General features: G+C 40.2%; 24 protein-coding genes. All 24 read left to right on the forward strand.

Features of this window, described 5'->3' with window-relative positions:
- Positions 1–7 precede the first annotated feature (7 nt).
- The 24 genes from ACFQ21_RS26945 (at position 8) to ACFQ21_RS27060 (ending at position 26,557) form a co-directional block, all read left to right on the forward strand.
- Positions 8–1,435: an MBOAT family O-acyltransferase gene (locus tag ACFQ21_RS26945; RefSeq protein ID WP_377584995.1), complete on the forward strand. Its 1,428-nt coding sequence runs from the start codon at positions 8–10 to the stop codon at positions 1,433–1,435.
- Positions 1,435–2,526 (forward strand): hypothetical protein, encoded by a 1,092-nt coding sequence (locus tag ACFQ21_RS26950; protein ID WP_377584998.1) that lies wholly within the window; start codon positions 1,435–1,437, stop codon positions 2,524–2,526. The genes ACFQ21_RS26945 and ACFQ21_RS26950 overlap by 1 nt, the downstream gene beginning before the upstream one ends.
- Before the next feature lie 28 nt (positions 2,527–2,554).
- Positions 2,555–3,553: an NAD-dependent 4,6-dehydratase LegB gene (locus ACFQ21_RS26955; protein ID WP_377585000.1), complete on the forward strand. Its 999-nt coding sequence runs from the start codon at positions 2,555–2,557 to the stop codon at positions 3,551–3,553.
- A gap of 9 nt (positions 3,554–3,562) precedes the next feature.
- A complete protein-coding gene (gene neuB, locus ACFQ21_RS26960) occupies positions 3,563–4,585 on the forward strand; it encodes an N-acetylneuraminate synthase (RefSeq protein ID WP_377585003.1) in 1,023 nt (340 codons plus the stop codon).
- The gene (gene neuC / locus ACFQ21_RS26965) at positions 4,567–5,691 is read left to right on the forward strand and encodes a UDP-N-acetylglucosamine 2-epimerase (protein ID WP_377585006.1); all 1,125 of its coding nucleotides are present in this window, start codon (positions 4,567–4,569) and stop codon (positions 5,689–5,691) included. Before neuB ends, neuC begins: the two co-directional genes overlap by 19 nt.
- Positions 5,692–5,700: 9 nt before the next feature.
- The gene (locus ACFQ21_RS26970) at positions 5,701–6,759 is read left to right on the forward strand and encodes a nucleotidyltransferase family protein (RefSeq protein WP_377585008.1); all 1,059 of its coding nucleotides are present in this window, start codon (positions 5,701–5,703) and stop codon (positions 6,757–6,759) included.
- Complete coding sequence (locus ACFQ21_RS26975) at positions 6,760–7,446, forward strand: acylneuraminate cytidylyltransferase family protein (protein ID WP_377585011.1); 687 nt, start codon at positions 6,760–6,762, stop codon at positions 7,444–7,446. It begins immediately after the preceding gene.
- A gap of 41 nt (positions 7,447–7,487) precedes the next feature.
- Positions 7,488–9,287, forward strand: coding sequence for an ABC transporter ATP-binding protein (locus ACFQ21_RS26980; RefSeq protein WP_377585013.1), 1,800 nt, complete (start codon positions 7,488–7,490; stop codon positions 9,285–9,287).
- A gap of 1 nt (position 9,288) precedes the next feature.
- Positions 9,289–10,677 (forward strand): surface carbohydrate biosynthesis protein, encoded by a 1,389-nt coding sequence (locus ACFQ21_RS26985; RefSeq protein WP_377585016.1) that lies wholly within the window; start codon positions 9,289–9,291, stop codon positions 10,675–10,677.
- A gap of 68 nt (positions 10,678–10,745) precedes the next feature.
- On the forward strand, positions 10,746–11,294 hold the full coding sequence (locus tag ACFQ21_RS26990; RefSeq protein WP_377585019.1) for a serine O-acetyltransferase: 549 nt from the start codon (positions 10,746–10,748) through the stop codon (positions 11,292–11,294).
- The gene (locus tag ACFQ21_RS26995) at positions 11,291–12,367 is read left to right on the forward strand and encodes a glycosyltransferase (RefSeq protein WP_377585021.1); all 1,077 of its coding nucleotides are present in this window, start codon (positions 11,291–11,293) and stop codon (positions 12,365–12,367) included. Before ACFQ21_RS26990 ends, ACFQ21_RS26995 begins: the two co-directional genes overlap by 4 nt.
- Before the next feature lie 3 nt (positions 12,368–12,370).
- Complete coding sequence (locus ACFQ21_RS27000) at positions 12,371–13,852, forward strand: capsular polysaccharide export protein, LipB/KpsS family (RefSeq protein ID WP_377585024.1); 1,482 nt, start codon at positions 12,371–12,373, stop codon at positions 13,850–13,852.
- Positions 13,840–15,399 (forward strand): aldolase catalytic domain-containing protein, encoded by a 1,560-nt coding sequence (locus ACFQ21_RS27005; RefSeq protein ID WP_377585027.1) that lies wholly within the window; start codon positions 13,840–13,842, stop codon positions 15,397–15,399. The genes ACFQ21_RS27000 and ACFQ21_RS27005 overlap by 13 nt, the downstream gene beginning before the upstream one ends.
- Entirely contained in the window at positions 15,396–16,094 is a 699-nt protein-coding gene (locus tag ACFQ21_RS27010; RefSeq protein ID WP_377585030.1) for an acylneuraminate cytidylyltransferase family protein, read from the forward strand. The genes ACFQ21_RS27005 and ACFQ21_RS27010 overlap by 4 nt, the downstream gene beginning before the upstream one ends.
- Positions 16,072–16,710, forward strand: a complete 639-nt coding sequence (locus tag ACFQ21_RS27015) for an HAD family hydrolase (protein WP_377585032.1) — start codon at positions 16,072–16,074, stop codon at positions 16,708–16,710. The genes ACFQ21_RS27010 and ACFQ21_RS27015 overlap by 23 nt, the downstream gene beginning before the upstream one ends.
- A 3-nt stretch (positions 16,711–16,713) precedes the next feature.
- A complete protein-coding gene (locus tag ACFQ21_RS27020; protein WP_377585035.1) occupies positions 16,714–17,487 on the forward strand; it encodes a glycosyltransferase family 29 protein in 774 nt (257 codons plus the stop codon).
- Positions 17,488–17,511: 24 nt separating this feature from the next.
- A complete protein-coding gene (locus ACFQ21_RS27025; protein WP_377585038.1) occupies positions 17,512–18,771 on the forward strand; it encodes a glycosyltransferase family 4 protein in 1,260 nt (419 codons plus the stop codon).
- Between the two features lie 14 nt (positions 18,772–18,785).
- Positions 18,786–19,895, forward strand: coding sequence for a glycosyltransferase (locus ACFQ21_RS27030; protein ID WP_377585040.1), 1,110 nt, complete (start codon positions 18,786–18,788; stop codon positions 19,893–19,895).
- Positions 19,892–21,016 (forward strand): glycosyltransferase, encoded by a 1,125-nt coding sequence (locus tag ACFQ21_RS27035; RefSeq protein ID WP_377585043.1) that lies wholly within the window; start codon positions 19,892–19,894, stop codon positions 21,014–21,016. The genes ACFQ21_RS27030 and ACFQ21_RS27035 overlap by 4 nt, the downstream gene beginning before the upstream one ends.
- 72 nt (positions 21,017–21,088) lie before the next feature.
- The gene (locus ACFQ21_RS27040; protein WP_377585046.1) at positions 21,089–22,072 is read left to right on the forward strand and encodes a GNAT family N-acetyltransferase; all 984 of its coding nucleotides are present in this window, start codon (positions 21,089–21,091) and stop codon (positions 22,070–22,072) included.
- 132 nt (positions 22,073–22,204) lie between these two features.
- The gene (locus ACFQ21_RS27045; RefSeq protein WP_377585048.1) at positions 22,205–23,197 is read left to right on the forward strand and encodes a GNAT family N-acetyltransferase; all 993 of its coding nucleotides are present in this window, start codon (positions 22,205–22,207) and stop codon (positions 23,195–23,197) included.
- A gap of 66 nt (positions 23,198–23,263) precedes the next feature.
- Entirely contained in the window at positions 23,264–24,412 is a 1,149-nt protein-coding gene (locus ACFQ21_RS27050; protein WP_377585051.1) for a hypothetical protein, read from the forward strand.
- Positions 24,409–25,410 (forward strand): polysaccharide deacetylase family protein, encoded by a 1,002-nt coding sequence (locus ACFQ21_RS27055; RefSeq protein WP_377585053.1) that lies wholly within the window; start codon positions 24,409–24,411, stop codon positions 25,408–25,410. The genes ACFQ21_RS27050 and ACFQ21_RS27055 overlap by 4 nt, the downstream gene beginning before the upstream one ends.
- A complete protein-coding gene (locus tag ACFQ21_RS27060) occupies positions 25,397–26,557 on the forward strand; it encodes a glycosyltransferase family 4 protein (RefSeq protein ID WP_377585056.1) in 1,161 nt (386 codons plus the stop codon). The genes ACFQ21_RS27055 and ACFQ21_RS27060 overlap by 14 nt, the downstream gene beginning before the upstream one ends.
- Positions 26,558–26,563 lie beyond the last annotated feature (6 nt).

Genomic DNA, 26,563 nt, shown 5'->3' on the forward strand with positions numbered 1-26,563 from the left:
TGACCAGATGCTATTTAATTCAATTGAGTTTGCTCTTTTTTTAATTATAGTATACGTGCTATACTGGCTGTTAAAAGACAGCAGACGCTGGCAGAACAATCTGTTGCTGTTGGTTAGCTATATATTCTATGGGTGGTGGGATTGGCGCTTTGTTTTCCTGCTAATGTTGTCCACAATTATAGATTATTCGTTCGGATTGTTAATATATAATTCCGAGAGTCGAAAGAAGCTATATTTGTGGTTGAGTATATTTAATAACCTCGCAGTACTTTTCTTCTTTAAATATTTTAACTTCTTCGCTGACTCCACGCAGGCTGCACTTTTATTTTTTGGAATCACGATGAATCCTGTGTTTATTAATATAGTACTACCGGTTGGAATTTCGTTTTACACCTTCCACGGTATGTCTTATGTAATTGATATATATCGTGGAAACGCTAAGCCTATTCATAACTTTGTAGATTACTCTCTATTCGTAAGCTTCTTTCCGTTATTGGTGGCAGGACCGATTGAACGTGCTACGCACTTGTTGCCACAGATTACAGCCGATCGGAAGTTCAACTATACACAGTCCGTGGATGGTTTGAGACTTATTCTTTGGGGTTTGTTTAAGAAGGTAGTAATAGCCGATAACTGTGCAGTATTTGTCAACCAGATATTCGAGAACTCTGCAACGGCTTCGAAAGTTGAGCTGGCATTAGGCGCTATATTTTTTGCTTTCCAGATTTATGGTGACTTCTCGGGGTACTCGGACATTGCCATAGGAACAGCGAAGCTTTTTGGTATAGAGTTACTTGTTAATTTCAGGACACCATATTTTTCACGAGATATAGCGGAATTCTGGAGACGTTGGCACATCTCACTAACAACCTGGTTCCGCGACTATATCTATATACCGCTGGGAGGAAGCAGGGTAAGTACAATGAAAGCAATCCGGAATACAATGATCGTTTTTCTGATCAGTGGTTTCTGGCATGGTGCGAATTGGACCTTTATTGTGTGGGGAGCACTTAACGGATTATACTTTTTGCCGCTTCTCATATCCGGTAAAAACAGAGTTCACACCGATACAGTAGCGGAAGGGCGTTTCTTGCCAACCTTTAAAGAGGCATTTCAGATCCTGGCAACTTTTTCATTGACGTGTTTTGCCTGGATTTTCTTCAGAGCTGCAAATATAGGCGATGCCTTCGAGTATATAGCGGGCTTCTGGACGAATCCGTTGTTGCCAAGTAATAATCTGGTGATTTTAGATCGGTCACTCATTTTAATATTATTCCTTTTTATACTGTTGGAATGGTTGTTTAGAAACGGTATGCCTGAATTTGTTAGAAGCAGGCATGCGGCTTTGCGTTTAGCTCTATACTACGGACTGGTCATACTTATCGTGTTCTTTGGTGCTTTTGGTAGTGAGGAATTTATATACTTTCAGTTTTGATGAAGAAGTTTATATACAAAGTATTGGTGTATTTGCTGCCTGTGCTTCTTTTTTTTGCTTTGCCTTACATCATTTTGGAAGTTTCGGGCGAGCTAAAAGATTTGTCAAATGTTCGGGTAGGGCAGGGACGTTTGCTCGGGCTGGCCTATAGCGATCAGTCAAAGGACTATAAGCTTAATGAGATACTTGCCCGGAAACCTGAAGTTCTCGCGTTAGGCACTTCCCGTGTGCTTCAGATAAGAAGCTTCTTTTTTAAGAAGCCTGATACCTTTTTTAACGGAGGCAGAGTAATTTCCAGGGTAGGTGATTTACCGTGCTTAATTGAGGAATGGGATAAGAGTAATTATAGACCTCGCGTCATTATACTAGGGCTTGATCAATACTTCTTCAACAGAAACTGGGATAACCTGAAAGAAAGATGTGAGTATAATGTTAAGATGAGTGGATTGAACATGCTGAGTAAATCTTCACTTGATGTGTATTCTGACTTGATGGATGGTAAAATCCAAGTGAAAAATATTGCTCAGTATGAAGGCCGTCATGGTCTTACTGCCATGATGACGAATTCAGGATACAGAACAGATGATGGAAGCTATTACTACGGGAAAATAATTCGTGACTTCAGGAAGGGAACAAAGATTTCCTTTGAAGATATGGAGAAAAGAATTGAAAGAGGTAAAAGCAGATTTGAATGGGGAGATGAAGTAAATGAAGATGCAATTCGAATTTTGAAATCATTTGTTGATTACTGTGCCGATCATAAGATTGAATTGACAATGTTCCTACCTCCATATCCTGCATCGATCTATAATCGCATGGTAGATTCAGGTAAATATGGTTACATATTGAAATTGGACTCTGCGTTTAGCGCAAACAGCCTGCGTGTGCATAACTTTTCTTCGTTAGATAGTTTAGGTTCAAAGGATGATGAAGCTATTGATGGATTACACGGTTCTGAAGTTGCGTACCTAAGGTTGATTCAGGAACTCGGTAAACGTGAACCGTGGTTGGATAAATATATAGACCAGGAACAATTTAAGTTATTGAATGCACCGGCTAATGCATTAGAACTGAGAGAGGAAAAGTATTAAAGGTTATTTGAATATATATACATACCAAATGGAACTGAAAGATAAAACAGTATTAGTTACAGGAGCAGATGGATTTATTGGAAGCCATCTCACGCAACGTCTTCTTGAAGAAGGCTGCAAAGTAAAGGCCTTTGTTTACTATAACTCTTTTAATAGTTGGGGATGGATTGATACTTTCCCAAAAGAACTGAAAAACAAACTTGAAATTTTTTCCGGAGATATACGTGACCCTAACGGGGTGCGTACGGCTATGCAAGGAGTTGATGTCGTATTTCATTTAGCCGCATTGATTGCTATACCGTTCAGTTATCATTCACCCGATAGCTATGTTGATACGAATGTAAAAGGAACACTAAATGTAGTGCAGGCAGCACGCGACCTGAATACCAAGCGTGTGCTCGTTACTTCTACTTCAGAAGTGTATGGTACAGCACAATATGTACCTATAGATGAGCGTCACCCGCGTCAGCCGCAATCTCCGTACTCGGCATCTAAAATCGGAGCGGACTGTATAGCAGAGTCTTTCTACAGAAGCTTTAATTTGCCGATTACAATTGTTCGTCCATTTAATACGTTCGGTCCTCGCCAATCTGCAAGAGCAGTTATACCTACTATTATAACTCAGCTTTTAAATGGTGCATCGTCTTTAAAGCTTGGTGATCTTACACCAACACGTGACCTGCTTTATGTAAAAGATACTGTTGAAGGTTTTGTAGCAATTGCCAAATGTGATGAATTGGTAGGCCATGATGTCAATATAGCTACACAATCTGAGATTTCGGTAGGAGATCTGGCTCGTAAATTAGTAAGCCAGATTGGATCAGATATCAAGATTCAAGAAGATCAGCAACGCCTTAGACCGGAAAAAAGTGAAGTATTCAGATTGTTTGGAAGCAATCAGAAACTCATGCAATACACAAGCTGGAAGCCCAAGTATTCATTAGATGCAGGATTGAAAGAGACCATCGAGTGGTTCCGTCAGCCTCAAAATATAGCAGGGTATAAATCTGATATTTACAATCTTTAATCCAATATCGTGAGTCGAGTAACTATTATAGCAGAAGCCGGAGTTAACCATAATGGCGAGATAGAGAAGGCAAAGCAATTGATTGATGCAGCAGCGAAAGCGGGTGCTGACTATGTAAAGTTTCAGACGTTTAAGGCTGACAAACTTGTAAGTACCGAAGCGAAGAAAGCGGCTTATCAGGCAAAGAACATCAATGATGGTGATGATTCGCAGTATGGTATGCTGAAAAAGCTTGAGTTAAGCGAAGAAGATCATCACACGCTTAAAAAATATGCACAGCAGGCAGGTATCAAATTCCTGTCAACAGGATTTGATGAAGATAGCTTGGACTTTCTTGATTCTATAGGTATAGATTTCTTCAAAGTGCCTTCCGGGGAAATTACCAATTATCCGTACCTGCAACATATAGCTTCAAAAAAGAAACCTGTATTGGTATCTACAGGGATGTCGTCACTGGGAGAGATTGAACAGGCGTTGGATGTCTTGACAGGTGCTGGTGTTCTTATCGATAATATAGCAGTACTTCATTGTAACTCCCAATACCCTACACCTTTTGAAGATGTAAATCTGGCTGCAATGCTTTCAATCAAAGATGCATTTAAGGTTCGTGTCGGATATTCCGATCATACCTTGGGCATTGAGATTCCTATAGCAGCAGTTGCGCTCGGAGCCACTGTAATAGAGAAACACTTTACGTTGGATCGTAATTTACCGGGTCCTGATCACAAAGCATCGTTGGAGCCTAATGAGCTGGCACACATGGTGAGTTCAATTCGTAATGTTGAATTGGCATTGCAAGGCGATGGAAGAAAACGTGCATCAGCATCTGAAGCGCCTAATAAAAATCTGGTAAGAAAAAGTATACACTTAGCAACTGATAAGAAGGAAGGTGATGTGTTGTCGAAAAGCGACCTCATTATGAAACGTCCGGGAGATGGTATATCTCCGATGTTGATTGACCTTGTTATCGGAAAGAAAGTATCTAAGAATTTAGCGGCAGGCGAAAAATTGACATGGCAACACTTCCATTGAGAGTAGGCGTTCTGACAAGCTCAAGAGCAGATTTTGGTATCTATCTTCCTTTGCTAAAGAGGATGCAGAACGACTCATTCTTTAATTTGAAGATTATTGCCTTCGGAAGTCACTTGTCTCCTTTTCATGGCTATACGTTAAAGACAATTGAAGCGGAGGGTTTTGCTGTTGATGCCCGGATCGAATCATTGTTGACGGGTGATTCTCCTGAGGCAATTGCCACAGCGATGTCGTTAACCATGATGAAGTTCTCTCAGTATTGGGGAACGTATGCAAGCCAATACGATATTGTGCTGTGCCTGGGCGATCGCTATGAAATGTTTGCTGCAGTAACAGCGGGTGTTCCCTTCGGTGTAAAATTTGCCCATTTACATGGTGGTGAAAAAACTCTGGGCGCTATCGATAACTTTTTCAGACACTCCATTTCACAGGCGGCATGGTGTCACTTTGCTTCAACCGCTGCCTATGCAGACAGGTTGAGACAAATGCTTGACGAACCAGAACATATATACAATGTTGGAGCGTTAAGCCTCGATTCACTGGCAGACATTGCTTTCTTATCGAAGAATGAGATTAAAAGCAAATGGAAGATTGACATGACGGCACCGACTATATTGGTAACATTCCATCCGGAGACCGTCAATGTATCGGAGAATACCCGATATGCGAATGAATTGGTAAAGACTTTTATTGCATTGTCTCAATTTCAGATTGTTATTACAATGCCGAATGCCGATACGTTGGGGGCTACAGTCCGAAATATATTTATCGAAAAACTGTCAGGTCAGCGCCATATAGTAATGGTGGAAAATCTGGGAACGCGTGGATATTTTTCAGTGATACACCATTGTGCTTTTCTATTAGGAAATACATCCAGCGGAATTATTGAAGCAGCATCATTGGGTAAATACGTAATCAATGTAGGCGATCGCCAGAAAGGACGGATGCAGTCGGATAATGTAGTGAATGTTCCTGTATCCAGTGAGGCAATGCTCAAAGCAGTCGGGCAAATTGCTGGAAAAGGTGACTACAAAGGTGAAAATATATACTATCAGAACGGCTCTGCCGAGAAGATATGTAATTCGTTAAAACAACTATTTTACTAGACATAGGCTATGTTTGTTGATTTTAGAGAATATATAATAGACGACAAAAGCAATGCTCGTCAGGCTTTACAGAAGTTAGATGCGCTCTCTTCAAAGGATAGTCGCACGCTCTTTATTACCAATGAAGATGGAAAGCTTTTGGGAACCATAACGGATGGTGATATACGCAGAGGCTTGCTGTCGGGTAGAGAGATATCCGAGAATGTAAATCTTTACATGAATCGGAAATTCAGATTCCTTCGTGAAGACCAGATCAATGCAGATGAAGTAAAATTATATAAAGGACTCAAGATCAATTTGCTCCCGGTACTCGATTCAAAGGAGCGCATCATTAAACTGATCGACTTAAAACAAGTACAGGCTATTGTCCCTATATCTGCGCTTATCATGGCTGGTGGTCGAGGCGAGCGTTTAAGACCGCTTACCGATGCTACCCCTAAACCAATGTTGAAAGTTGGAGACAAGCCTATTATTGAGCATAACATTGACAGACTTATCAAGTACGGGGTCGAAGATTTTTACATCAGTATCAAGTACCTGGGAAAAAACATCCAGGATTATTTTGGAGATGGAAAGTCTAAAGGCGTCAATATAAAATATATTGAGGAAGATGAACCGCTTGGTACAATTGGAGCGTTTCGTCTAGCACCGCAAATTCGTCATGAGCATATCCTCGTAATGAATTCTGATATCCTTACGACACTTGATTTTGAAGATTTCTATAAACACTTTCTGGCTATTAATGCAGATATGTGTGTGGCCAGTGTTCCGTACAATGTAAATATACCGTATGGTGTACTGGAATTGAGTGATGACCTTCACGTCACTTCACTCAAAGAAAAACCAACCTATGTATACTATTCTAACGCGGGTATCTATCTTTTGAGATCGAAACTTCGGGATCTCATTCCAGAAACGGGTATGTATAATGCAACCGATCTGATGGATGATCTGATACGTAACAAACGAAAAGTTGTGAACTTCCCAATACTCAACTATTGGCTGGATATAGGCAATCAGCAGGATTTCCTCAAAGCACAGATGGATATCAAACACCTTGAGCTATAAATGAAGACTTTAGTAGTTATACCGGCTCGTGGTGGTTCAAAGGGTATACCCTTTAAAAATATTAAACCATTGGGAGGGGTTCCATTGATACATCACAGTATAAAAGTTGCACGAACTTTTACAGATGATGCCAACATATGTATCTCAACCGACTCCGACAAAATTATAGAATGCGTTCAGGAAGCTGGTTTGAAGGTTCCTTTCGTCAGACCTGAATCGCTGGCTACTGACACAGCAGGTACTTACGAGGTATTGCTGCATGCTTTGGATTTTTATGAAAAGAACGGAATTCAATATGATTCCGTTTTATTGATGCAGCCGACATCACCTTTTCGCAAAGCACAACATTTGCAGGAGATCAAAGCGCTATACAATAGTTCTTTGGACATGGTTGTGTCCGTGGGGGTGAGTCCTTACAGCCCTTACTTTAATATTTTTGAAGAAGACCAGGAAGGATTTCTTCAGAAGAGTAAGTCAGGTCCGTTTAAGAGAAGACAAGATGCTCCATCAAGCTACTTTTATAACGGTTCGCTATATATGATCAATGCTACGTCATTGCGTAAGCAACCGCTTCACGAGTTTAAGAAAGTGAAAAAGTATGTGATGGACGAATTACACTCACAAGATATAGATTCCCCATTAGACTGGGCGCTATGTGAGACTATACTAAATCAGGGACTAGTATAATTTGATTTACCTGGAACTATTAATTTGTAAAATCTGGATTTGTGAATAGGCTAAAGCAGTTGATTAAGAGACAATTTGAAGATTTCTATTACTTCTATGGTTATCTCGGTTACAGAATTTTTATTTCTGTCGGGTTAAGCTTAACCGTAGGTGTACTGGATGGTTTTGGACTTGCGATGTTTCTTCCCTTGCTTCAGATGGTAGACAACAGTGGCGCTACTGTCCAATCAGAACAAATGGGAAACTTGTCTTTTTTGATCGATGGGTTGAGTTGGCTAGGCTTTAGTATCACACTGCAGACAGTCCTGTTGGTGATCCTTACATTTTTCGCCTTGAAAGGATTGGTGAAGTTTGCAGAAGGTTATTATAAAGTGCTTTTACAACAACGGTTTATACGAACGATTAGATTTTCAAACATCACGTTGCTTTCCGGTTTTAAGTATAAGGCTTTCGTAGGAAGTGACTCCGGAAGAATTCAGAATACATTTAGTGGCGAGGTAGAGAAAGTATTACAGGCCTACCGATCTTACTTTACATCATTTCAATATGGTGTGCTTGTAGGGGTATATATATTCATGGCCTTTATGGTTAATCCGCAGTTTGCCGTGCTGGTTGCCGTTGGGGGAGCGCTAACAAATCTTATCTTCAAGAAGATATACCAGATAACAAAAGCATTGTCACGTGAATTGACAAAGGAGTCGCATACTTTTCAGGGATTGCTCATTCAGAAGGTTGCAAACTTTAAATACCTCAAGGCCACCGGGCTGATACACGAGTTTGGCGAAAAGCTAAAGCGCATAATTCTTAAGATAGAAGAAACGCAACGTAGAATAGGTGTGATGTCCACATTTCTGGCAGCTATGCGAGAACCTATCGTAATGCTGGTTGTGGTATCAGTTATTTTAGTTCAGGTAAAATTCTTTTCTCAGAATCTCGGATTGATTATTCTGAGCTTATTGTTTTTCTATAGGTCGCTCAGTTTCTTAATGGCCCTGCAGAATTACTGGAACACTTTTTTATCAGTTTCCGGTTCGCTGGAAAATATGTCAGAATTTACGAATGAACTGAGAGAACAACAGGAGGAACGGGGAACCGAGAAAGTCACTTCATTTGAGAAATCTCTTTTGCTAAAAAATTTATCTTTCTCGTACGGCAATGAATCGATACTACGCGATATATCTCTTGAGATACGAAAGAACGAAACGATCGCATTAGTCGGAGAAAGCGGCTCTGGCAAAACAACGTTGATGAACGTGTTGAGTGGACTGCTAAGCAGTGAGAAGGGAATGTTTTTTATTGACGGAAAAGACAGCAAGGCCATTGATATAGTATCATTCCAAAAGAGAATAGGGTATATCACACAAGAGCCCGTTATTTTCAATGATACTGTTTTTAACAATATAACATTTTGGGATGCACCAACGCCCGCTAATATTCAGCGATTTGAAAAGGCCATGCGAATGGCTTCAATATATGATTTCGTAATGGGTTTGCCCGATAAGGAAAAGGCGCAGTTGGGAAATAATGGTATCATGGTAAGCGGAGGACAGAAGCAACGTATTTCAATTGCCCGCGAGTTATATAAAGAAGTGGATTTCCTGTTTATGGATGAAGCAACATCAGCGCTTGATTCGGAAACCGAGAGAAGTATTCAGGAAAATATAGATCAGCTTAAAGGACAATTTACAATTATCATCATTGCACATAGATTATCAACCGTTAAGAATGCCGACAGGATAATATACCTGAATAAAGGTGTCATTGAAGATATAGGTGATTTCGAAAGTTTACGATCGACTTCGAATAATTTTAACAGAATGGTCGCACTGCAAATATTTTAATATGAATATTTTATTTCCAATAGAAACACAGAGCCGTGAGCTGGACTATAAACTTCTTCTGGCATCAGCATTAGCTGGAAAGAATGGAAGGAGTATTCATTTTGGTAGTTTCCAATTCCTAGATAAAAGCCTGCCTTATTTTAAAAATGGCCTATATGTAGGTAAGAATATATTTAGAAATGACGCGCGAAAATTTAAGCCCAAGGGATACTACGAGCAAAAGGAACGTGGCATTGATAGTATATATTATTACGAGGAAGGTGGCTTCTTCTTTAAGAATGACGAACTGTGGAAAGAAAGATTAGAGTTTAGCTGTAATCCAAGAGTTTTTGATGAGCATGATTATGTTTTCGTTTGGGGAGAACGTCAAAAGCAGGTTTTGTCAAAAATAGCAAAGCATCCTGAAAATGTGAAGAATGTAGGTGTAGTTCGATTTGATCTGTATAACAAGTACAAATTTCTTTATAAAGAGAAAGGCGAAAAATATCAGAAGGAATTAAAAGACTATGTGTTGATTAACACGCACTACGGTGCCGCCAACAACCACAACAATTTTACCAAGCAGCTACATTTTTTCAAATATCCTGTTATGAATACACAGGAGAGAATTGGATTTCTGACGAGGTATAGTGATGACTTTGATAATTTGATGTCAATGGTGGAGTTGGTTCTTCAACTGGCAGATAAATTTCAGCATATTAATTTTGTGGTAAGACCTCATCCTTCTGAAAATCTCAATTTTTATACGGATGTGTTTGCCAATAAAAGTAATATACATGTTATCAGAGATGGCTCAGTGGGTGAGTGGTTAGTGGGAGCGAAGGCTCTCATACATGGAGGATGCACCACATCATTCGAGTCTCATTTTATGGGGATTCCTGTAATTACTTTTATCAAGAAGGTAAATGCTCACACCATATATCCTGCAAGTGAGATAGGGTATATCTTGAACGATCCTGAAAAAATAGAAGCTTTGGTCAAGTTGATACTGGATAAAAAACATCCATCCGACCACGGTTATACATATTCAATAAAAGGTGATGAAGTAATCAATAACCTGAATATGCCTGCGACAGAATTGTTTTTGAAGGAATTTGAAACGATCGAGCAGAGTTATCTGCAGAATAATAAGGATGGTCAGTTTAAATCTCCTTCATCTCTTCAAGTCAGTAAATTGTTCTATAAAAAACTGCTCTTTGAAAAGGTATATGTGGCGTACAATACGGTACTAAACAGACATACCAAATTGAATTCCTTAAAGTATATCAATAACAAGTTTCCTGGATTTGATAAGGAGAAGATCGAATCTCTCTTGAAGAAAATAGAGGATAACACCGGTAAGAGAGTGAAGCTGAGATTTTACAATCCGCATTATTTTGTAATCTCTTAGTTTGTGAATACCTCTTCGCTAAGTCTTATTGAATAACGGAATGATAAACTTTTAAACAGCGTATAAAAATGCTTGAAGCCATTAAACATGATCTCATTCACAGCTTGTCTGGTTCGCATTTTCAGCACAAAGTATCATTGAATTTCTTCAGGGTGCTGAAAAGTTTCTTTGTAAAGGAATTCAAGGCAATTTTTATGTACCGTGTTTACAGCTATACAGATAGAAAAGGATTGAGTTTGATTACATTCCTGTTGTATGAATATTCAAAGAGACGATATGGTGTTGATATATCGCCTCGTGCAAAAATACAGGGTGGAGTTAGGATAGCACACTGCTCAGATATAGTGATTGGCCCGAATGCATCGATTGGATACGGAACAGTTATTTTTAATGGTGTAACGATGGGAAAAAAGTATCCTGGAGCAAAAGGTGGAATGCCGCAGGTCGGCATGAATGTAACGTTAGGTACCGGAGCAAAGCTTTTGGGAAGTATAACAATCGGAAATAGCGCGAAGATCGGAGCCAATTCCGTTGTGATCCACGATGTTCCTGAATCTTCTACGGCCATGGGTATACCTGCTAAAGTAAAAATCAAAAAAGACGAACAGAGCCAGTGAGAGAAGATAAGTTTTTATTTGTTGTCGGTTCTTTAAAAAAAGGTGGGGCAGAACGGAATACTGCTATACTTGCTAATCATTTGGTCAGTCGAGGACATGCAGTTACGATTGCCCTTTTTATTCGCAACATCGCTTTTGAACTAGACCCCAGGGTGAATATTGTTCATGTAGACCACAAGCGATATAAGAATAAAATACTCAGTGCCCTGTATGTTATCTTCAAGGTAAGAAAACTTGTTAAAGCGCTTAGGCCGAAACGATTGATAGCGATGTCAAGAATAGGTAGTCTGTTGGCGACATGCGTTTTATTCGGACGTACTGTCACGAGGTTTGATATCTATCCGTTGATAGGGTATAAGAAATATAAGCAATGGCAATTTTGGTTTTTCTATAATATGCCGTGGGTTAAATATGTAGTATGCCCATCGGAGGAATTGAAGGAAGACGTAACCGGTTTTTTTCTGAATAAGAATAAGCTGGTGACTATTTATAATCCGGTTCCACTGCCTCGTAAGAATGAGGATTTAATAAAAAATATACCAGAGAATCGCCCTTATTTTGCGATTGTGTCGCGCCTGAGCAGACAAAAGAATGTCGCGCAAGTGATCGAAACATATCATCGATTCCGAATATTTGAAAAAGCGGATTTAATTATCTTAGGAGATGGTTCTGAGATGCTTCACTTAAAGGCTTTGGTTGAAAAACTTGAATTGACCGATTGTGTTAAGTTGAAAGGATTTATAGGAGATCCGCACCCCTATATGGTAAATGCTATAGCATTGATTAATGCATCGCTTCGTGAAGGTTTCCCGAATGTAGTGGTGGAAGCTTTGTCGTTAGGAACTCCTGTGATCTCATCTCTAGCCAAAACAGGACCCAAGGAGATAATTTTTCACGGAGATAACGGCTATTTATTTCCGGTAGGAGATTATGAGAAACTGGGAGCGATCATGACGGAGATTCTTGCAAACAAGGATCTGTATATGCATTTGAAGAGAAACGTTACAAAGGGTCTTGACAGATTCACACAGGAAAAAGTTATGGATAGCTGGGAAAAAATTTTAATGAATTGAGACATGAACACGTTGATAGTTTCCGCCTATAATGTAAAAACATATTCGCGATCCATTATGCTGGATCAATTGGCGCAATACGTTGAATCGAAAAGTCCATCAGATAAGATATACTATTTGAATTGCTCGAATAGTTTTGATACATGCTATTTCAATTTTGATGGTAAACCAGATGTATGCTTCTCCTGTCGTATCAATGCGAATAGAAGCCTGGATCTTGTTGAAGGCGATTTTGTTCCATTAAAATTTGAAGATATTCTTATTGAAGAAGACTGGAAGCAGGCGATTGCGTTTTTTAAAGACAACGCTGCCATAGACTTTGATACAAAGTACGATAACTTCGAGATAGGAGAGTCACTGCTTTCGGTTTATATTTCCAACACAAGGAATCGCGATGTAGCTTTGGCAAACAAGTCAAACTATATTCTAAAAGCTAAGATAAATTCCTTAGCTCTGTATTTTGCGATTAAACGTTTTTTGAAGCAGAACAACATCGATAAAGTTGTAAGTTTTAACGGAAGGCAGGATTATAAGCGTGCAATCTTACGCGCCTCCGAGACGTTGGGCATAGATTGTTACAACTATGAGCGAACTCGTCCGGGGGGATACCTGGAGATATTCAAGAATGCGTTACCACATAACATTGTGGCAAAAACTGAATGGATAGAGAAGGCATGGAGTGATCCTGACTATTCGCTCGAAGAAAAAATGAAAATCGGCGCTCAATTCTACGAGGGTAAGAAAGCGGGTAAGGCAATTGTTGATAAATCGTATGTATCAAGTCAACAGAAGGGATTACTTCCGGAAGGAGTAAAAGACAGTAAAAAAAACATCGTTCTGTTTACAAGTTCTGACGATGAATTTGCTGCAGTTGGTAAGGAATATCAGAATCCGTTTTTCTTTGATCAATTGGATGGTATACGCTATATCGTTGACCTGGTAGGGAAGCAATTGCCAGAAGTTAATTTGATAATCCGCATGCATCCTAACTTGAAAGGTGTTAAAGAAGTACAGGCTACGGGAATAGCAGCGCTGAATAAAGTATATCCGAATATACATGTAATTCTGCCTGAAAGCACAGTGGACAGCTATGCGTTGCTGGATATAGCGGAGAAAGTTATCGTCTTTGGATCCAGTATAGGGATTGAATCCAGTTTCTGGAGAAAACCGGTAATTTTACTCGGTAAGAGTTTTTACTGGTACCTGGATGTTGCTTATACACCCAAGGACAAACAAGAAATATTAAGCTTACTTCAATCCGACTTGCTGAGCAAGGATATAACCGGTTGTATTAAGTATGGGTTTTATGCTTTGAAAGGTGGTGTTAAAGCTAAATATTACGACCAGAAAGGCCCTACATCTACACCGCTTTTTAAAGGCATTAAAATGAACGATTACGATTTTGGTACAAAGATATTGGCTAAAATTATCAGTGTAGTGCATCGTGTTTTTAACATAAAGATGAAACTAAAATGGATACAGTAAGAAACTATAAAATACTGGATTGTACACTTCGTGATGGAGGGTACTATACCAACTGGGACTTCAACAAGGAATTGGTACATACCTATTTTAAGTCTTTCAACGAGTTGCCTGTAGATTATCTGGAGATAGGTTACAGAAGTAGCCCGATGAAAGAATATTTAGGCGAATATTTTTACTGCCCTATATACGTACTGCAAGAAGCAAAGTCGTTATCCAACAAAAAGCTGGTGATCATTCTCAATGAAAAAGATGTGCGACCTGAGCATGTAAAAGATTTGCTGGAGCCGTGCAAAGATTTAATTGACATGGTGCGGATAGCATTGGATCCGGAGTATTTAGGACGTGCATTGAGGCTTGCGGAAGAGATAAAGAAGCTAGGTTTTGAGGTCGGCTTCAATGTAATGTATATGAGTAAATGGAAACAGTATGGCGACTTTCTGAACCAGATTAAGGAGGTAGATGCTGTAGCCGACTATTTTTACATGGTTGATTCATATGGAGGAGTATACCCGCAGGATGTTAAGGAAGTGATCAACTTGGTAAAAGAGCGCACGAAGTGTAAGATTGGATTCCATGGACATAATAACATGGAGCTGGCCCTGATCAATTCGCTAACAGCACTTGAGCATGGCGCTGATATTATTGATGCTACTGTAACAGGTATGGGACGTGGTGCAGGTAATTTAAAAACAGAGTTATTGTTAACTGCATTGAATGCATCACAAGGTCTGAAGACGGACTTCAATGCATTAAGTGCTGTTGTGGATGTTTTTGAAAGATTGCAACAGGATCACGGCTGGGGTACCAATCTTCCATACATGGTGTCAGGAGCTAACTCGTTACCACAAAAAGATGTAATGGAGTGGGTAACACGAAGATTTTATTCTTTCAATAGTATCATACGGGCATTATATAACCAAAAAGAGAAGGTACAAGACAATCAGAAGCTGCCGTTGTTCAGTCCCGCCAAACATTATTCAAAAGTTATTATAATTGGGGGTGGACCAAACGCCAACCTGCATAAAACAGCAATTAAGGAATTTGTACGGAATCTTGAACCTGATACTTGTATAATTCATGCAAGCTCAAAGAATGCTGCAAATTACGAAGACATACAAGTCGATCAATATTTCTGCTTAGTCGGTAATGAAGGGCACCGACTGGAAAATGTATTTAAGAATCTGGTTAACTTCAAAGGTCAATGTGTGCTCCCTCCATATCCAAGGAAGATGGGTACATATATACCAGAAGCATTGGTTGGTAAAAGTTTCGAGCTCTCGAATATTGATTTTACCAATACGTTAAAAGATTCTCACTCGGCACTGGCCTTGCAAACAGCGCTTCAGTTGAACGCAAAGGAAATTTTCCTGGTAGGATACGATGGCTATCAGGAGAAGGCGATTACGCAACTTGAAAAAAGTCTTTCCGATGAAAATGAGTTTCTATTCACAGCATTTAGAAAGCACAGTAGTATAGCGCTGAGTTCACTTACACCAACCAACTATAAAAATTTACCTGTAACCTCTGTTTACTCATACCTGGAATGAAAAAAGATATTTGTTTCTTCCTGCCAACCCGGAAAGGAAGTCAACGTGTTAAGTCTAAAAATACACGCCCCTTTGCCGGAATATCGGGAGGAATTCTTGAGCTGAAGCTTCGACAATTGATGGAGTGTAAAACGTTGTCAAATGTAGTGCTGTCAACAAACGATGAGTTTTCGATGGAGATCGCAACAAAAATAGATCCTCATCAATCAAAGATTAAAGTGATTCAGAGGCCTGATCATTTATGTCTGGATACAACTGTATTGACAGATCTCATTAAGTATGTGCCCGAAATTGTAAAGGAAAGTCATATCATCTGGGGGCACACCACAACTCCTTTCGTGAAAGCAGAGGATTATGACACAGGCATTGAGAAATACTTTTCAAAACTTGAGGAAGGCTATGATTCATTAATCAGCGTGATGCCGCTTCAAAACTTTTTACTCGATCAGCGTGGGGATGTTTTTAACTATGATGCCGGTGCAAACCGGTGGCCGCGTACACAAGACCTTCCTGTTCTTTACGAAGTAAACCATGCAATGTTTATTACTTCAAGAGATATATACCTGAAGGAATCAAACAGAATTGGAAGTAAACCTTATTTATACGAACAAGATAAGATCAAGTCGTTTGATATTGACTGGATCGATGACTTTTTAATAGCAGAAGCCATATATGATAAACTTTTCAAAGTATAAAGTAATTCTGTGGGACTTTGATGGTGTATTGATGGATTCAATGCCCGTGCGTGATCGGGGCTTTGAAATCGTTTTATCATCCTATCCTCAACATGAAGTTGAAAAGCTATTGATATATCATCGTCAGAATGGAGGCCTGTCACGGTACGTAAAGTTCAAGTATTTTTTCGAACAGATTCGAAATGAAACGATAACCAGTGCACAGGTAGATAGTCTTGCTTCCGAATTCTCTGAAGTAATGAGGAGAGAGCTTGTCAATCGCGCGCTGCTTATTGAAGAATCGGTAGCATACGTAAAAGAGAATCACAAGAAATTCAAGATGCATGTAGTGTCGGGTTCCGATCAAACGGAGCTTCGATATTTATGTGATGCTTTAGGACTTAAAGATTACTTCGAATCTATCCATGGTTCGCCGACACCCAAAAAAGAATTGGTAAACTCGGTCCTGAATATATATAAATATACGCCAGAGGAAATTGTTTTTATTGGTGATTCCATGAATGACTATGATGCAGCCTCCTTGCATGGAATTGATTTCTATGGATACAACAACGTCAGCCTTGAAAATATAGGTGTTGGATATATTCAGGCTTTTGATAGTGTTTATAATCTGTGAGTCATGAAATTTCTGATTAAGCTATATCGGGCTCTGCTAGGTTTTGTGTTGATGCTCCGGTTTACGAAACGTTTTGATAAGAGTATACTGGAAAAAAAACGTATTGCTATTGTAGGACCTGCAAGCTCTGCCATGAATACGAACCGGGGAGAATTTATCGATGCTTTTGACTTTGTGATTAGAATCAACAAGTCTCCGTTAGTAGTTAGGGATGGTAAGTTTAAAAAAGATATAGGTTCGAAGATTGACATTCTGTTTCATAGTTTCTTTGAAAATGAATTTAGTGGCGGTGGTCCGCTTGATTTTAATTTATATAATCAACAAGGGATACGCTATGTGATTAACCCGATTCCGACCTATTTTGGCTGGCGGGTAACCTTTAATTTCTATAAAAAATACTTGCTCTCACAGGTGGTTTACTACTTGCCCTCTGCTCCTTATAAACAAGTGATTGGTGCGTTTGGAAAATTTAGACCGACCACCGGATTTTGTGCGCTAAAGGAGGCCATGGAATCAGATTTCTCAGAGCTCTTTATAACCGGATTTACATTTTTTAAAACAGCGTATGGCGATGGATATAGAGATGCATTGAAAGATGTGAACGTAAACAAGAAATATATAGTGGATTCTAATATTCACAATCCTGATATTGAATACGAACAATTTATAGTAATGCTGAAGGCAAATCCGCATAAGACTATATTTGTAGACAAAGAATTGAAGCAGATTCTCTTGCGTGACGGCATTGTCGTAAACGAAGCGCCAGACGAAGTATAATTGGAATAGATCACCAGACGAAGTATGATTAAAAAGCCCGATAGTGTAGCAAAAAAATCTGCCATATTTATTATGCCCCGTTCGAGCAAGGCCTGGGTGGGAGCAGAAGCGTTGTGGATTACAGTGGCTGGCTGGTCGGCAGCGGCCGCCCGTAAATTTGGAAACGCATGGGTGCTGACATCTGATCGCGTTGCATCACCCGAGGAGGTTATACATTATCCTTTAGGTGAGCAGAAACCCGCCTCCACTTCTAAAAAAAAGACGTTAGGTCAGCGTGTACCATTATTCATTAAGACCTTACTGAAAGATATTTTATTGTGGAGAAAAAGTAGGCAATGGAATATAAACAAAACGTTCCCGTGGTCAGACTCTGGCGTTGCGTTTGTATGGCAACAGCATGATTTGTTTGAAGGACCGGGAAAAAAAATAGCAGCACAATTAGGTGTGCCACTTATAGTATACGTTCATGCACCCGTGGTATGGGAGGCTGGAAAATGGGGGGTGAAGCGTCCGATATGGGGGGTGTTGTTAGAAAAATACCAGGAGCGAAAAGCACTGCAACAAGCTGATATTGTAGCATGCGTTTCGGAGGATGTTGCCAGGAAGGTTATACAAATGGGAATAGATCCTGGTAAAGTATTGATCTCACCAATGTCTGTAGATCCGTTCTTGTTTGGTTCTGATAATTCATCTTTGTCATTGAGACAATCGCTTGGATTGGACAACAAATTTGTTCTCGGTTGGACAGGAAGTTTCAGAAGCTTCCATGGCCTGGATATATTGATCAATGTTTTTAATAAAGTATATCAACAGCGAAATGACGCAGTACTGCTGTTGGTAGGAGATGGACAGGAGCGTGAAGGAATTGCCCGCATGGTAAAAGAACTCGATCTTGAAAAAGCAGTAATGTTCCTGGGAAAGAAACCCTTCGCTGAAATTCCCAAGTATGTATCGCTCTTCGATATAGCTATTGTAAGTGCACGGAGTGCTGATGATTTTCATTATTCTCCATTAAAGCTGCGTGAATATTTAGCAGCAGGCAAACCGACACTTGCGCCACAAGCTGGTGAAATACCTGTTATGTTTAGCGACAATAATCATTTACTATTATACAAGGTTGGTGATATAGATGATAGTGCATCTAAAATCATAACACTTATGGAGGATTTAAGTTTGCGGGAGCGGCTCAGTAGGAATGGAGCCAACTATATTCTTTCAAATGGAACATGGGACTATGAGATGGAGAAGGCGCTGAGAAAGATTGAATCCAACACAAAGCATTAAAATACATAGCACAGGTGAAGATCTTACAACTTATTCAAAAGCCCCAGCTTAGAGGAGCAGAGATGTTTGCCTGCCAATTGTCCAATCACTTGTTGGCGATGGGACACGATGTTACCGTTGTTTGTTTACTGGATGGCAACGCGCAGCTACCTTTTAAAGGAAAACTGGTAAATCTGAAAAGACCACTGTCAAAACGATTTTTTGATGTTGGTGGATGGAAGCAACTTGCTGACTATATCAAACAGAATAAACCTGATATTATTCAGGCGAATGCAGGAGATACATTAAAGTTTGTTGTCCTTTCTAAATTGTTTTTCCAATGGAAGACTCCTATAGTGTATAGAAATGCCAATAAGGTTAGCGACTTCATTACATCTCGTCCTAAACTTATCTTTAATAAATTTCTCGTTAAGCAACTCGAACATATCATTTCAGTGAGTGAATTGTGCAGACTTGATTTTATCAAGACGTATAATGTTCCTTCTGAAAAAACCACAATGGTGCCGATTGGTATCGAAGCAGTAGCTGTCAATAAAACTTTATCAGCAGATATACTTCCCTATTTCACCTCGGGGAAAGTAATTGTTAATGTTGCCAGTCTTGTTCCTGAAAAAAATCACGAAGCGTTATTGCGTATAGCCACTGAAGTAGTTAAAGAATATAGCGACATCAAAGTGTTAATCCTGGGAGACGGTAAACTTCGCGAAAGTCTGCAGCAGAAAATTATGGCGATGGGGCTTGATAATCATGTTGCATTACTAGGATATCGTGCTGATGTATTATCGATTCTTTCCAATGCTAATGTATTCACGTTACCGAGTAGAATAGAAGGGCTTCCCGGAGTGATATTAGAAGCTTTTTATTGCGAGGTACCGGTTGTAGCATACAACGTTGGCGGTATCAGCGAGGTTGTTAAAAACGATGAAACAGGTTGGCTCGTTGATAAAGATGATGAACAAAGATTTATAGTGTCTGTTAAGGATGCACTGCTAAACTCAGACAAAACATCCAAAATAAGAAAGAATGCTCATCAGTTTGTCACAAGAGAATTTATGAATGACAGCATTGCCAAAAAGTTTGCGGCTGCTTATACAAAAGTTCTGAATAGCAAAAGCGCAGTATGAATCAAAAAATAAAAATCCTTCACGTAATAAAATCTTTGGGCAGGGGAGGCGCTGAAATGTTACTGCCGGAAACACTGCGTGTGCATAATAAAGATCAGTTCGAGTTTCACTATATATACTTTCTGTCTTGGAAAGATGCGATGGTGAGCTCTATCCTGGAACACGGAGGTAAAGTTACTTGCATTGCGGCACGCAATAATATCGAGCTTTTGTTCAAAGCGAAGGCTGTTTCAGCGTACGCGAAGAAGCATGGTATAAATCTTATTCATGCACATCTTCCATGGGCCGGTATAGCCTCGCGCATTGCAGGTAAACTGTCAGGTATTCCGGTAATCTATACCGAGCATAATAAGCAGGAACGCTATCATATTGCTACCCGGTTGGCCAATCTGTTCACGCTAAACTGGCTTACAAAAATTATAGCAGTCTCCGAAGACGTTGAGAAATCGATACGAAAACATAAAACCAATTTAAAAGCATCTTTAATCACCATTCTGAATGGTGTTAACACGGAACGTTTTGCTCCAGGACAATTTCAGCGTGAAGAGATTCGCGGGAAATTTAATATACCACTTGATGCACCTGTGATCGGAACTATAGCTGTATTTAGATTTCAGAAGCGACTGGACTTATGGATTGAGCTGGCTAAAAAGATTTTGTCTCATCGTCCCGAAACACATTTTATAATTGTTGGCGATGGACCATTGAAAGAACTGTTGTTAGAAAAACAAAAGCAACAAGGTCTTGAAAGCCGAGTTCATTTTGCGGGTACACAAACGGAAGTACGTCCATACCTGTCTACCTTTGATTTGTATATGATGACTTCAATTTTCGAAGGCCTTCCTATTGCTCTGCTGGAAGCAATGTCTTCGGGATGTGCTGTGGTTAGTACAAATGCAGGCGGTATAAAAGAAGTAATCCGCCCCGGTGTAGATGGCCTGTTGTGTGATGTTGAAGAACCTGAACGTTTGGTTGAATTTGCTACAGAGCTGATAGCCGATGCTAAAAAGAGAAACGCGCTGGCTTTGCAGGCAAGAGAGCGGGTTAAAGAAGAATTTAGCATGGAGAAAATGGTTAAAGCCCTTGAAGATGTATACCGGCAGGAGGTAAAAATGTACTAACGTGCATTTACCTCGATTAGCGGAAAGCATTAGTGGTGAAAAATAGCGAGTATTGCATGACAAAAAATTGCTATGGAGATCAGAACTGCGACCGAGCATGATGTACCGTTAATTGTAGAGTTACTTAAGAAAAGCCTGGGTGAAGAGCTTATGCCGAAATCCCGGGAGTATTGGCAGTGGAAACATATCGATAATCCGTTCGGAAAATCTCCCGTTATACTGGCTTTTGAAAATGACATTCTGGTTGGGGTCCGTGCCTTTATGCGATGGCAATGGAAATCCTCCGGACAAGTCTTTGAATCGGTTCGTGCTGTTGATACAGCAACGCATCCGGATTACCAGGGGCGCGGTATATTTAAAAAGCTGACCCTGGAGCTTTTAAATTATTGTGCGAATGAAGGATGGCATTTTGTTTTCAATACTCCGAATAGCAACAGTAAACCAGGATACCTGAAGATGGGATGGAAGGAAGCAGGGAAACTTCCAATCAGCATACCGATACTACACCCTGTTTCAGTCGCACTAAACATGTCAAGACTAAAGCAGTCGGTTGTTAAAACCAATGATACAAATCAAGAGTCCTTTCTTCAGCATCCGAATCTGGAAGAGCTGTTAAAGCAAAATGCAGTGCGCTGCAAAGATCAAATCATTACATCCCATACTGTTAAATCACTGCAATGGAGATATCAAAACGTACCAGTTGCTAAATACTTTACGTCTGGATTGCAAACAGCGGGAAAGCTGAGGGTTTTGCTGGTATATAGATTGAAGTCATCCAGTGCTGGCAACGAATTGAGAGTAACCGACATTTTCATGGACACTGACAAGTATAAAACGGAAGTGCGCGCTATGGTGAAAGATCTGGTAAAGCAGCACGCAGCCGATTATGCAACAGTATCGGGACTAAACTCGTGGTTGAACGGAGCAGGACTATATTTGCGAAAATTACCCGTAGGTCCTGTTGTAACCGTACGCAATATAACATTTGACGCAGCCAACACACTCCATAACTTTAATGGCTGGAGCCCATCCGTTGGTGATCTGGAATTGTTTTAGCTTAACGTTTTTGATAACTACAATTCTGGGCTAAGAAAATATAGTAAACTGTTAGGTGTTTAGCGTTCAAACTATTATCTAGCTGTGTTTAGCAAAATTTAAAAAAGGTCCTTTACCCGCCTTTTCAATTATATGGAAATTCGCCTCGCACATGAAGGTGACATACCCGAAATCGTAAGCCTACTGAAACTAGGATTAGGAGAGAACCTGCTTCCTAAATCTGAAATTTATTGGCGATGGAAACACGTAGATAATCCTTTTGGAAAATCACTGGTGCTATTGGCTATTGACAAGAGTAAGATTGTGGGGGTTCGCACTTTTATGCGTTGGAAATGGAGAGCAGGTAATCATATCATTGAAGCGGTGCGAGGTGTTGATACAGTGGTTCACCCTGATTATCAGGGTAACGGTATGTTTGGAAAGTTGACGCTGGCATTGATCGACCATTGTCGCGAGAATGGATATGGATTATTGTTCAGTACGCCTAATAGAAAGAGCAAACGAGGCTATACAAAGTTAGGATGGGCAGAGGCAGGTAAATTGCCTATCCAAATGAAAATGGTAAAACCGGTTTCAATGATGCTTGATGTTGTATTGCGGAAAAAGAGCAGGCAGAACAATGCATCTAAAAAGGATGAGTCTATCTCTTATTATTTAAACAACGCGGGTCTATCGAAACTTATAGCTTCAAATAATATACTCTATGGTTCGCACGTAATTACCGAGCATTCAGTTGATACGTTGATGTGGCGTTACGCAAATGTGCCTGTGGCAGAATACTATGCGGGTGGAGTAGAAGATACAGAATTGAGAGCATTATTTTTTTACCGTATCAAGCATACGTTTGCAGGGAAGGAACTGAGGATCACAGATGTTTTTCTCTCTGACAGAAAGTATGTTCAGGACTTGAAACAAATAGTGGATCGCAAGGTTCAGGAGCACAACGCTGATTATGTAACGTCAGGAAGTTTCGGAATCGCGAATCTTCTAGGGACAAATATGTTAGTTTTAAAACGCAAAGTTGGACCGACTGTAATGATTCATAATATTATGTTGCCGGATTTAAGCAACTTTGCAGCCTTCGAAGGGTGGAGTCCTTCCTTTGGGGACCTTGAATTATTTTAGAAAATGCTGGGAGGAATACTTGTCATCATAATAACAGGATTTATTTCGTTTGCCTTAATCAACACGGTGAAGCAACGATATCCAATTATAGATGAATCACTTCTGAAGAGGCTCTACTTCTATCATATCTTATTGTCGTTCGCATATTTTGCATATATACTTTTCAATCCTTCAGACTCAAGAAATTATTATCGAAAAGTATCCATGGGTTTCAGAGGAGATTCGTGGGGCGATTTCTATGGAACCAGTACTACATTTATCGAATGGGTTACTTATCCGTTTGTCAACTATCTGGGGTTTTCATATGAGGGTATGATGGCCTTGTTTTCGTTCTTTGGCTTTTTAGGATTTGTTTACTTCTATATATTCTTTAAGGAAAATATACGCTTCAGGCATGAGTTCTATGGGTATGATCTTCTTACACTGATTTTCTTTTTACCTAATCTTCACTTCTGGTCAACATCTCTAGGGAAGGGGTCCATCATCTTTATGGGACTCGGGTTATTTTTTTACGGAATTAGCAATGTTAAAAATAGAATACTCGCACTGGCCATAGGAGCGTTGATCATTTATCATGTGAGGCCCCACGTAATGCTTGTTATATTGGTATCATCGGCAATGGGATTTATTTTTTCATCGAAGGGGGTTAGCGTTGCAATGCGCGTGATGTTCCTGGCAGGAGCTTCCATTGCCTTCTTCTTTATCTACAAAGACGTTCTGTCGATGGTGGGCATTGATGAGGAGGAATTTGTAACGCAGGGATTGGACTTGACACATCGTGCAAAAGAACTTACCAAAGCATCATCCGGTGTTGATATTACACAATATAGTTTGCCGATGCAGGTCTTTACTTTTTTATATCGCCCGCTTTTCTTTGATGCCCCTGGCGCACTTGGAATCATTGTCTCATTTGAAAATGTTTTCTATCTGTTAATCTCATTAAAGCTCATTGGTAATTTAAAGGGACTGAAATTTCTGGTTACTGGTAACTTCTTGGCGAAAACGGCCTTCTTAAGTTTTATTACTATATCAATTGCTTTAGCACAGATCTCTGGAAATCTGGGTTTGGCAATGCGACAAAAAAGTCAGGTAATGATTCTGGTTTTGTTTGTTGTACTGGCATTTCTGGATGAAGAAAAATTAAAAGCCTGGAAACATCAGCAGCTATTGAAACTGAGGCGATCACAGGCAAACGCTACAAACGCTACTACATGACGAAGGGTATATTTACGATTTCTCTCGATTTTGAACTCCACTGGGGAGGTTTTGAAAAATGGAATTTACCGCAGTATCAGCAGTATTTCTTTAACACACGCAAAGTTATACCGCAGATGCTTTCCCTGTTTGAAAAACATGAAGTGCATGTTACCTGGGCGAGTGTAGGAATGTTGTTTCATAACAACAACGAGTCTCTGCGTAACGCTATACCTTCAGAGAAACCAACGTATCAGGACCAGCAACTGTCGGCCTATAGTTTTATTGACAAGTATGGTATAGGGAAAGATGAGCAGGAGGATCCTTTTCATTATGCGGCATCATTGGTGAAAGTTATTCTGAATACACAATACCAGGAACTGGCTTCGCATACTTTCGCTCACTATTACTGCAACGAAGCAGGGCAGACGATTGAGCAATTCCGTGCTGATCTTCGTGCAGCGCAGCAATCAGCAGCGCTATATGGAAAGAAGTTGAGATCGTTGGTATTTCCGCGTAATCAATTCAATGAAGACTACCTTCGTGTTTGTTATGAAGAAGGCTTTGTAACCGTTCGCGATAATCCACGCGACTGGTTCTGGAATATTCGCAGCACACAAAATGAATCAATGTTGAAGCGCCTCAACCGCGGTGCTGATGCATATATACCAATTGGGAAGAAGAACACCTATACATTGGATACAGTAGAGGTGCGTGCAGGCCTGCCGCTGTGTTTGCCGGCCAGCAGATTGCTGCGGCCCTATCGTCCTTCTGAATATTTTTTGAATGCCATGAAGATTGGTCGGATCAAGCGTGAACTTGAACGAGCTGCGAAGCGTGGTGAAGTATATCACCTCTGGTGGCATCCACACAACTTTGGTAGTTTTCCGGAACAAAGTATAGCCGGATTAAAACAAATTCTTGAACACTATGATTTTTGCCGGAACCGTTATGAAATGGAAAGTTTAACGATGGGTGAAACGGCAGATCGTATTTATCAGCTCCATGGAAAAAACTAGATTACTGCGTATCACTACCGTACCTATCTCTCTGCACCTTCTGCTAAAGGGACAGTTTCGTTTTATGCGCGAGCAGGGCTTCGAAGTATATACCATGAGTGCTGCTGGTAAAGAAGTACCGGAAGTTCGGAAGGAAGGTGTAGAACACATTGAAGTTCCGCTAACAAGGAAGATTACACCGATCCAGGACCTGCTTTGCCTTTGGAAAATGATGCGAATCATGCGGGCAATACGTCCGCATATAGTGCATACACATACACCTAAGGCAGGACTGATCGGAATGCTGGCAGCGTGGATTTGCCGCGTGCCGGTACGTATGCATACTGTGGCAGGTTTACCCTTGGTAGAAGCAACCGGATTGAAACGATTTATACTCGTAATGACGGAGAAGATCACATACTTCTGTGCAACGGGTGTATATCCCAACTCTGTCGGGTTAAAGGACTACATGACTCAATCATTGGGTGTGAGTAATGATAAGCTGAAGATCATCGGCAAAGGCAGTAGCAACGGCATCGATACGAGTTTGTTCAAGCGCTCCGACACTATAGAAAAGCAGGCACTTGAAATACGCAATCGCAACGGAATAAATCAAGGAGATGTTGTATTCTCATTTGTAGGAAGAATAGTAAAGGATAAGGGCATAGGTGAACTGATTCATGCCTTTAAGCGGTTGCCAGCATTATCAGGAGGAGCAAAGGTATATTTACTCTTAATCGGTCCGTTTGAACAAGAGCTGGATCCGCTTCATGAAGAAGACTATAAATTCCTGCACGAAAATAAGAATGTAATTCTGGCTGGTTTTCAATCAGATGTTAAACCTTGGATTACAGCTTCCGATATTTTTGTTTTTCCGAGCTATAGGGAAGGTTTCCCGAATGTAGTGATGCAGGCGTGTTGTCTCAATGTACCCTGTATAGTGTCGAACATCAACGGATGTAATGAGATCATTCAGCATGAACAAACGGGTATTGTCGTACCGGTAAAGAATGCAGAGGCGGTGTACCAGGCCATGGTTACGCTGCTGGAAGATATGACGTTGCGGAAGGCATATTCGGAGGCCGCCAGAAATTATATCGTAGCGAATTTCGATCAGCAGTTTGTATGGAAAGAGTTGTTGAACGAATATACATTGCAGCGATCTTAAAATTGA

The sequence above is a fragment of the Ohtaekwangia kribbensis genome (genome assembly GCF_042676245.1).
Classification (GTDB): domain Bacteria; phylum Bacteroidota; class Bacteroidia; order Cytophagales; family Cyclobacteriaceae; genus Ohtaekwangia; species Ohtaekwangia kribbensis.